The 6,914-nt window shown below is 70.8% G+C and carries 7 protein-coding genes; all 7 read right to left on the reverse strand.

Annotated elements, in window-relative coordinates; genetic code table 11:
- Positions 1-136: 136 nt before the first annotated feature.
- The 7 genes from ACZ7G3_RS26895 to ruvC all read right to left on the reverse strand — a co-directional run bounded on the left by ACZ7G3_RS26895 (position 137) and on the right by ruvC (position 6,677).
- On the reverse strand, positions 137-685 hold the full coding sequence (locus ACZ7G3_RS26895) for an adenine phosphoribosyltransferase (RefSeq protein WP_470928575.1): 549 nt from the start codon (positions 683-685) through the stop codon (positions 137-139).
- Positions 682-1,812, reverse strand: coding sequence for a protein translocase subunit SecF (gene secF, locus ACZ7G3_RS26900; RefSeq protein WP_470928576.1), 1,131 nt, complete (start codon positions 1,810-1,812; stop codon positions 682-684). Before secF ends, ACZ7G3_RS26895 begins: the two co-directional genes overlap by 4 nt.
- Before the next feature lies 1 nt (position 1,813).
- Positions 1,814-3,586: a protein translocase subunit SecD gene (gene secD / locus ACZ7G3_RS26905; protein WP_470928577.1), complete on the reverse strand. Its 1,773-nt coding sequence runs from the start codon at positions 3,584-3,586 to the stop codon at positions 1,814-1,816.
- Between the two features lie 130 nt (positions 3,587-3,716).
- Positions 3,717-4,232 carry a preprotein translocase subunit YajC gene (yajC, locus tag ACZ7G3_RS26910; protein ID WP_426600794.1) on the reverse strand — a complete coding sequence of 172 codons (516 nt, stop codon included), beginning with the start codon at positions 4,230-4,232 and terminating at the stop codon, positions 3,717-3,719.
- A gap of 175 nt (positions 4,233-4,407) precedes the next feature.
- Complete coding sequence (gene ruvB / locus ACZ7G3_RS26915; protein ID WP_470928578.1) at positions 4,408-5,481, reverse strand: Holliday junction branch migration DNA helicase RuvB; 1,074 nt, start codon at positions 5,479-5,481, stop codon at positions 4,408-4,410.
- 27 nt (positions 5,482-5,508) lie between these two features.
- Positions 5,509-6,114, reverse strand: a complete 606-nt coding sequence (gene ruvA / locus ACZ7G3_RS26920; RefSeq protein WP_470928579.1) for a Holliday junction branch migration protein RuvA — start codon at positions 6,112-6,114, stop codon at positions 5,509-5,511.
- Positions 6,111-6,677: a crossover junction endodeoxyribonuclease RuvC gene (gene ruvC, locus ACZ7G3_RS26925; RefSeq protein ID WP_470928580.1), complete on the reverse strand. Its 567-nt coding sequence runs from the start codon at positions 6,675-6,677 to the stop codon at positions 6,111-6,113. Before ruvC ends, ruvA begins: the two co-directional genes overlap by 4 nt.
- Positions 6,678-6,914 lie beyond the last annotated feature (237 nt).

Raw genomic sequence — 6,914 nt, forward strand, 5'->3', positions numbered from 1 at the left:
CTCCGGAAACCCCATGGTAGCGATCCCGCGCTCCAGGATCGCCTTCAGGCCGCTGTGAGGGCCGTCAACCAGAGAAACGCGTGAGGCGGGCGCCGGAATTCCTTCCGGGCCCGCCTCCGCCGTGCGACGAGAGCTGTCAGACCGTGAGCAGCGCCTTCAGCGGCGCCCCGGCCAGGGCGGGCTCCAGACGGGCCCGCCCGCCGAGAAAGCCCAGCTCCATCAGGACGGCGACGCCGGCGACCTGCGCGCCGGCCCGGCGGATGAGCTCCAGGGAGGCCTCCGCCGTACCGCCGGTGGCCAGGACGTCGTCGACGACCAGCACCCGGTCCCCGGCGGTGAGGTCCTCTGCGTGCACCTCGATCTCGGCCGAACCGTACTCCAGGTCGTACGCCTGGCTGAGGGTGGCTCCGGGGAGCTTGCCCGCCTTGCGTACAGGGATGAAACCGAGGCCCGCCCTCAGCGCCACCGGGGCGCCGAGGATGAAGCCGCGGGCCTCCAGACCGACGACCTTGGTGGCGCCGGTGCGCCCGGCGACCTCGGCGAGCGCGTCGGTCAGGGCGGTGAAGGCGGCGGGGTCGGCCAGGAGCGGGGTGATGTCCTTGAACACCACGCCCGGCTCGGGGTAGTCGGCCACGTCCCGGATACGGCTGAGCAGCAGTTCCGTGATGTCGGTCGTTCCGGTCATCGGCGCTTCCCCGAGGGTCGGCCGCGGCCCCTGGTACGGGACGCGGGCTGGTTGCGGGGGCCCACGACCGCGGCGGCCGCGTCGTCGGCCTCGTCGGCCTCGTCGTCGGCGTACCGCTCGTCGTCGAAGGCGTTCTCCGCCGGCTCACCCTTGGCCGCCGCCTGGGCCCGCTTGGCGAGCACGCGCTTCTTGAGGGCCTTCATCTGCGGCTCGGCCTCCTTGAGGTCGGCGACGAGCGGCGTGGCGATGAAGATCGACGAGTACGCGCCCGCGGCCAGGCCGACGAACAGCGACAGCGAGATGTCGTTGAGCATGCCCGCGCCGAGGACACCGCCGCCGATGAACAGCAGACCGCCGACCGGCAGCAGGGCGACCACCGTGGTGTTGATGGAACGGACCAGCGTGCTGTTGATCGAACGGTTGGCGATCTCGCCGTAGGTCCAGCGGGTCTGTTTGGTGATGTCCTTCGTCTGCTCCTTGAGACTGTCGAAGACGACGACCGTGTCGTAGAGCGAGTAACCGAGGATGGTCAGCAGACCGATCACCGTGCCCGGCGTGACCTCGAAGCCGACGAGGGCGTAGATGCCGACCGTGATGGTGATGTCGTGGACCAGCGCGACGAACGCGGCGACCGCCATGCGCCACTCGAACGCGATGGCCAGGTAGATCACCACGAGGACCATGAAGATCCCGAGGCCCTGCCAGGCCTTGTTCGCGATCTGGTCACCCCAGCTCGGGCCGACCAGGTCGGCGTTGATCTTCTCCGCCGGGACGTCCAGGTCCTTCGAGAGCTGGTCCTTGATCGCGTCCGACTTGGCGGTGTCGGTGCCCGAGATCTGGATGCGGAGGCTGCCGTCGCCGAGTTTCTGGACGATCGCGTCGTGGCCGGAGGCCTCTTCCGCGTAGGTCTCGGCCTGGGAGACCGAGACGCTCATGTTCTTCGGGGTGGTGAAGACCGCGCCGCCCTGGAACTCGATGCCCATGTGCAGGCCGCGCACCGCCAGGCCGACGATGGCCGTGATGGTGATGAGGATGGAGATGCCGTACCAGAGCTTGCGGTTCTTGACGAAGTCGTAACCGATCTCACCGTGGTGCAGTCGGGCGCCGAGGTTGCCGAGCTTTCCCATCTCACGCCTCCTTCGGGTCGACGTGGCCGGCGGGACGGACGGGGCGGCGGGTGCGGCGCAGCGGCGGCTTGGCGCCCAGGCTCTTCGGGTCGAGACCGGACCACTTGTGACCGCTCGCGAAGAACTTGCGGCGGGCCATCAGCGTCAGCAGCGGCTTGGTGAAGAGGAACACCACCACCACGTCGAGCAGCGTGGTCAGACCGAGCGTGAACGCGAAGCCCTGCACCTTGCCGACCGTGACGGCGAAGAGCACCGCGGCGGCGAGGAAGGAGACGAAGTCGGAGACCAGGATGGTCCGCCGGGCGCGCGGCCAGCCCCGCTCGACCGCGGGACGCAGCGACCGGCCCTCGCGGATCTCGTCGCGGACGCGTTCGAAGTAGACGATGAACGAGTCCGCGGTGATGCCGATGGCGACGATGGCACCGCACACGGCCGGCAGGTTCAGCGCGAAGCCGATGGTCGGACCGAGCAGCGACATGATCACGTAGGTGAGGCCCGCGGAGACGAACAGCGAGGCGATGGCGATGAACGACAGACCGCGGTAGTAGACCAGCAGGTAGAGGATGACCAGGGCGAGGCCGATCGCGCCGGCGATGAGGCCTGCCTCGAGCTGCTCACCGCCGAGCGCGGCGGTGACGGTGGTGACGCTGTCCTCCTCGAAGGTCAGCGGCAGGGCGCCGTAGGAGAGCATGTTGGCGAGGCCCTGGGCCTCTTCCTGGCCGAAGCTGCCGGAGATCTCCGCGCTGCCGCCGGTGAGCGCCTGGCTCACGTACGGGTCGGAGACGACCTCGTTGTCCAGGACGATGGCGAACTGGTTCTGCGGGGACTGGTTCTGCGCGAGCTTGCCGGTGATGTCGGCGAACTTCTTGGCGCCACCGTCCGTGAACTTCATCGTGACGGTCCAGCCGGCGGCGGTCTGCGTGTTGTAGACGGCCTCGGACTCGTCGACGTCCGTACCGTCGACCGCGGCGGGGCCGAGGATGTACTTCTGCCACTGACCCTGCGCGTTCTGACCGCAGGCGAGCGTCGAGTCGCTCGGCTTCGTTCCTTCGCCGACCTTGGCCCGGGCCGCCTCGTCGGTGCAGTCCAGTGCCGCGTACTGGGCCTGGAGCTTGCCGTCGGCGTCGTCCGCGGGGGCGCTCGCGGAAGCCGACGCGTCGTCGGATGCCGTGGCGGAGGGACTGGGGTCGGCCTTCAGGGCGTCGGTGAGGGCACGGCCCTGGGACGTGGCGCTCGCCGAGGGGGAGCCGGACGGCGACGCACTCGCCTCGCCCTTCTCGGTGGCCTTGTCGGTCGCCTCGTCGGTGGCCTTGTCCGTGGCGCCACCGGTGGCGCTCGGCGAGGGGCTGCCCGTCGCGGCGGTGCCGGACAGCTCGGTGGTGAGGACCGGGCGGAAGTAGAGCTTCGCCGTCGTGCCCACCTGCTCCCGGGCTTCCTCGGAGTTCGTCCCCTTGGGAATGTTGACGATGATGTTCCGGTCGCCCTGGGTCTGAACCTCGGACTCCTGGACGCCGAGCCCGTTGACACGGCGTTCCATGATCTCGACGGCCGTGTCCATGTTGGTCTTGTTGATCGCCGACTCCTGGCCGGCCTCGGGCACGGCCCGGAGCGTGATGCTCGTGCCGCCGGCCAGGTCGATGCCGAGACGCGGAGTCGTGTGTCCGGAGGCGAACATGCCTCCTGTGAGCGCCACAATGGCGATCACGATCAGGGCCAGCGAGCGCCCGGGCTTACTCTGGGCGCTCGCGTTCTTTCCCTTTTTAAGTGCTGCCACCTTTGTGTACTCCCTCTCATGCCGCTTCGCGCCGGGTAGGCGTCACCGGCGGCCATCACCTGGTGTCGGCATCCGTGTGAGCCGCGCGTCGCACGGGGGCGCGAGCAGAGCCCGCGCCCCCGGAGCACGGCTACTTCGCCTCGGAACCGCCGTCGGACTTCTTCGGCTGCTCGTCCGTCTTCGCCTCGGCGGACGCGGCGTCGACCGCCGGCTCGCCGGCCGGCTCGTCGTCCGCATCCTTCTTGCCGAGGTCGACGGGCCGGTCGTCCGAGGAGGCGGCGGCGTCGGCGTCGGAGGCGTCGGTCTCGGTGAGGGAGGAGGCATCGTCCGGAACGACGTCGGTGTCGGACTTCAGGTCGTGCTCGATGCCGTGGACGATGCGGTTGTACTCGTCGTCGGTGAGGACGGCACCGATGGAGTTCTTGGCGAAGAGCAGCTCGACGCCCGGACCGGCGTCGAGGAGGACCGTGTCCTCGCTGACCTCCTTGACCGTGGCGTACATGCCCCCGATGGTGCGGACTCCGGAACCGGGCTGCATCTGGTTCCGCATGTCGGCGGCCTGCTGCTGCTTCTTCTTCGCCGACCGGGTCATCAGGAACATGGCCCCGATGAGCACGATGAACGGGAGGAGGGTCACGAGACTCACGGGTCGGTACTTCCTTCACACGACCGCGATGGTGAGCGGCCTGATGGTTGGGGGTGTGTGCGCCGCCGACAAGGGCGGCATCGGCGGAGTCTAAGCGGTTCCGCGCGCATGGAACAACGCTCAGCATGGCACCGGGGTTCCTGCTCCGGCGAATGTCCTCCTCGTGACGGGATGGTCACGCCCCGAACAAGTCCTGTTGTCCCTTTCCGGAACTCCGGGAACCCGGCGGGGTGAGGCCGAGATGCGCCCACGCGGCGGGGGTCGCGACCCGTCCCCGTGGGGTGCGGGCGAGCAGGCCCTCCCGTACGAGGAAGGGTTCGGCGACCTCTTCCACTGTCTCACGCTCCTCCCCCACGGCTACGGCGAGCGTGGACAGGCCGACCGGTCCGCCGCCGAACAGCTTGAGGAGCGCTTCCAGAACACCCCGGTCCAGCCGGTCCAGGCCCCGGGCGTCGACCTCGTAGACCGCGAGGGCGGCCGCCGCGATCTCCCGGGTGACCAGGCCGTCGGCCTTCACCTGGGCGTAGTCGCGGACCCGGCGCAGCAGGCGGTTGGCGATGCGGGGGGTGCCGCGGGAGCGGCCGGCGATCTCGGCGGCTCCGGCGGTGTCGATCCCGACGTCGAGCAGGCCCGCAGAGCGGTGGACGACGCGTTCCAGTTCGGCCGGTCCGTAGAACTCCATGTGCGCGGTGAAACCGAAGCGGTCGCGCAGCGGCGGCGGCAGCAGCCCCGCGCGCGTGGTGGCGCCGACCAGGGTGAAGGGCGGCAGCTCCAGGGGGATGGCGGTGGCGCCCGGGCCCTTGCCGACGATGACGTCGACGCGGAAGTCCTCCATCGCCATGTAGAGCATCTCCTCCGCGGGCCGCGACATGCGGTGGATCTCGTCGAGGAAGAGGACCTCGCCCTCCTGGAGGGAGGAGAGGATGGCCGCGAGGTCGCCGGCGTGCTGGATGGCGGGGCCGGAGGTGATGCGGATGGGGGCTTCCATCTCGGCCGCGATGATCATCGAGAGGGTGGTCTTGCCCAGGCCCGGGGCGCCGGAGAGCAGCACGTGGTCCGCGGTCGCCCCGCGCGCGCGTGCGGCGCGCAGCACGAGGTCGAGCTGTTCGCGGACCTTCTCCTGGCCGATGAACTCGCCCAGGTCCTTGGGGCGCAGGGCGGCCTCCACGGCCTGGTCCTCGCCGTCGGCGGACGCACCCACCAGCCGTTCGCCCGCGGCGTCCGTGTCGGTCGTGTCGTCCCAGTTCATCAGGTGTGCCTCGGCTCTCGGTACGGTCTATCGGGCGCGGTTCAGTGTCTGCAGGGCCGCCTTCAGGAGCTGCCCCACCTGGGGGGTGCTTCCGGCGGCCTCCGCCTGGGGCGCCACGGCGGTGACGGCCTCGTCGGCCTCGCGGGTCGCGTACCCGAGGCCGATCAGGGCCGCGTGCAGCTGGTCGCGCCAGCCGGCGCTGACCGGCGCTCCGACGGCGGGGGCCCCGACGGGTTCGCCGAGGCGGTCCTTCAGCTCCAGGAGCAGCTTCTGAGCGCCCTTCTTCCCGATGCCCGGGACCGCGGTGAGCGCCTTCTCGTCGCCGGTGGAGACGGCTCTGCGCAGGGCGTCGGGGTTGTGCACGGCGAGCATCGCCTGGGCCAGCCGGGGGCCGACGCCGCTCGCGGTCTGGAGCAGCTGGAAGACCTGGCGCTCGTCGTCGTCCGCGAAGCCGTACAGAGTGAGCGAGTCCTCGCGGACGACGAGCGAGGTGGCGAGTTTGGCGGGCTTGCCGATCCGGAGGGTGGAGAGCGTGTTCGGCGTGCACTGGACGGCCATGCCGACGCCGCCGACCTCGACCACCGCGGCGTCGGGGGCGAGGGCGGCGACCGTGCCGCTGACGAAGGCGATCATGACGTACGGCCTTTCGGTGCGGTCGGGACCTGCGGAGTCCGCGGGGCTTTCGATGCGTGCAGGGCCACGGCCTGCTGCAGCCGGTTCTGCGCGGGGGCGCGCCAGATGTGGCAGATGGCGAGCGCCAGGGCGTCGGCGGCGTCGGCGGGCTTGGGAGGCGCGGCGAGCCGCAGCAGACGGGTGACCATGGCACCGACCTGCGCCTTGTCGGCGCGTCCGCTGCCGGTGACGGCGGCCTTGACCTCGCTGGGGGTGTGCAGGGCGACCGGGATGCCGCGGCGGGACGCGCACAGGATGGCGACGGCGCTGGCCTGTGCGGTGCCCATCACCGTACGGACGTTGTGCTGGCTGAAGACGCGCTCCACGGCGACGTACTGAGGCCGGTGCTCGTCCAGCCACCGCTCGATGCCCTGCTCGACGGCGACGAGGCGGTGGCCGAGGTCGGCGTCCGCGGGCGTGCGGACGACGCCGACGCCGATCATGGTGAGCGGCCGGCCCGCGACGCCCTCCACGACACCGACCCCGCAGCGGGTCAGCCCCGGGTCCACCCCCAGTACGCGCACGTGCACCCCTTCGCGGCCGGACCGCCGCCGCTCTCGCGGATCTGGCTGATCGCCGTCGGGGTCCTCAATCGATGGTTGCGGTCCGTGGACGGTGATCTTTGACGTACGCCAGGCTATCGGCTGCCACTGACAGGAGCGGGGGGGGGGGGGGGGGGGGGGGGCCCCCCCCCCCCCCCCCCCCCCCGCGGTTTGGGTGGGGGCGCGGCCCCCCCCCCCCTCCTCCCCCCTTTTCTTGTG

The sequence above is a fragment of the Streptomyces sp. NPDC037271 genome (assembly GCF_055603605.1).